Origin of the sequence: Actinoplanes sp. NPDC048791 (assembly GCF_040650095.1) — a bacterium.
Taxonomy (GTDB): domain Bacteria; phylum Actinomycetota; class Actinomycetes; order Mycobacteriales; family Micromonosporaceae; genus Actinoplanes.
This window is the reverse complement of sequence record NZ_JBEZGQ010001616.1, coordinates 1-1,276: the sequence shown is the minus strand read 5'-3', so window position 1 is coordinate 1,276 and position 1,276 is coordinate 1. Positions and strand designations below refer to the sequence as shown.

At 72.6% G+C, this 1,276-nt stretch carries 1 protein-coding gene and 1 pseudogene; one reads left to right on the top strand and one right to left on the bottom strand.

Features of this window, described 5'->3' with window-relative positions:
- Window positions 1–296, top strand: a pseudogene (locus AB0C29_RS49005) (TetR family transcriptional regulator); the annotation flags it as partial.
- Here AB0C29_RS49005 and AB0C29_RS49000 read toward each other — a convergent pair.
- Complete coding sequence (locus AB0C29_RS49000; RefSeq protein ID WP_360835315.1) at window positions 286–1,143, bottom strand: helix-turn-helix transcriptional regulator; 858 nt, start codon at window positions 1,141–1,143, stop codon at window positions 286–288. The pseudogene AB0C29_RS49005 and the gene AB0C29_RS49000 sit on opposite strands and share 11 nt — an antisense overlap.
- Window positions 1,144–1,276: the final 133 nt, after the last annotated feature.

The following is a 1,276-nucleotide window of genomic DNA, read 5'->3' as shown; positions in this document are numbered from 1 at the left end:
CCGAGGCCGGCCGGCTGCGGGTCTCCGAGGGGCTGGCGGACGCAAGCGTGCACGCGGCCGGTTCCGGTGTCACCCTCGCGCTGATCGCGACTCCGGCGGATCAGCGGGAGCCGGCGCTGTCGGTCACCGCGAGGGAGGCGGTCATCGCGGCGATCAGCACCGACCGGCCCGTCGGCCGGGAGCCCGGGCCGGTGACCGCGGCAGTGGCGCTGCACGCCGCACTACCCGAGATCTCCACTCTCTCGACCGGCGAAAAGGTGCTGCTGGGCGAATGGCTGGACCGCATCACGGCCTGACCGCGGTGGTCATCCGCTGGGTGCCGATGACCGAGAGCAGGCGCAGGGCCGCCTCGGACGGCGAGCCGGGAGCCGCGGTGTAAATGACCACCCGCTGGTCCCGGTCCGTGATGTCCAGCACGTCGCAGATGACGGTGACCGGGCCGACCTGCGGGTGTTGAAACGTCTTGATGAGGGCAGGCACCGTGCGGATGTCGTTCGAGTCCCACAGGCGGGCGAAGTCCTCGCTGCCCGTCAGGAGGTCGTGGATCAGCTCGCTCACCCCCGGGTCGCCGGGATAGCGGGCGGCGGTGGCCCGCAGGTGCAGGGCGGACATGCGGGCGAAGGCATCCGCGTCGGAAACTCCGTACAGGCGGCGGCCGTCGAGGTGCGGGCCGAGGAAGACGCGCCGCACCAGGTTGCGGTCCCGGCGGGAGCGCGCGGAGAAGTCCTCCATCAGCGCGGCGGCCAGGTCGTTCCAGGCGATCACCTCGTACGTCGCGGAGGTGACGATCGCGGCCGTGAGCGGCAGGCGCTGCAGCAGGTCCAGGATGCTCTGCCGGACCTCGCGGGACGGGCCGGGCGGCGGGCCCGGTGGCTGCCCGGCCAGGTGGTGCAGATGATCCCGTTCGGCGTCGGCCAGCCGCAGGGCCCGGGCCAGGCCGGCGAGCACCTCGCGGGACGGGTTCGGGCCGCGGCTCTGCTCCAGCCGGGTGTAGTACTCGGTCGAGATGAACGCCAGCTGCGCCACCTCCTCGCGGCGCAGCCCGGGGGTGCGGCGGCGCGGGCCGGCCGGGAGCCCCACGTCGGCAGGCGTGATCCGCTCCCGCCGGGAACGGAGGAAATCCGCGAGCTGTCGCTTGTCCACCCGCCCAGTGTCGTCGCGTACGACGGTGGCTATCCAGGTACCGACGATGCCTGGCTAGGGCCTCGGCTGCGGGCGAGGGTCGGAACCATGAACAACAACACTAATGAGGGCCTGCTGGCCGGCAAGGTCGCCT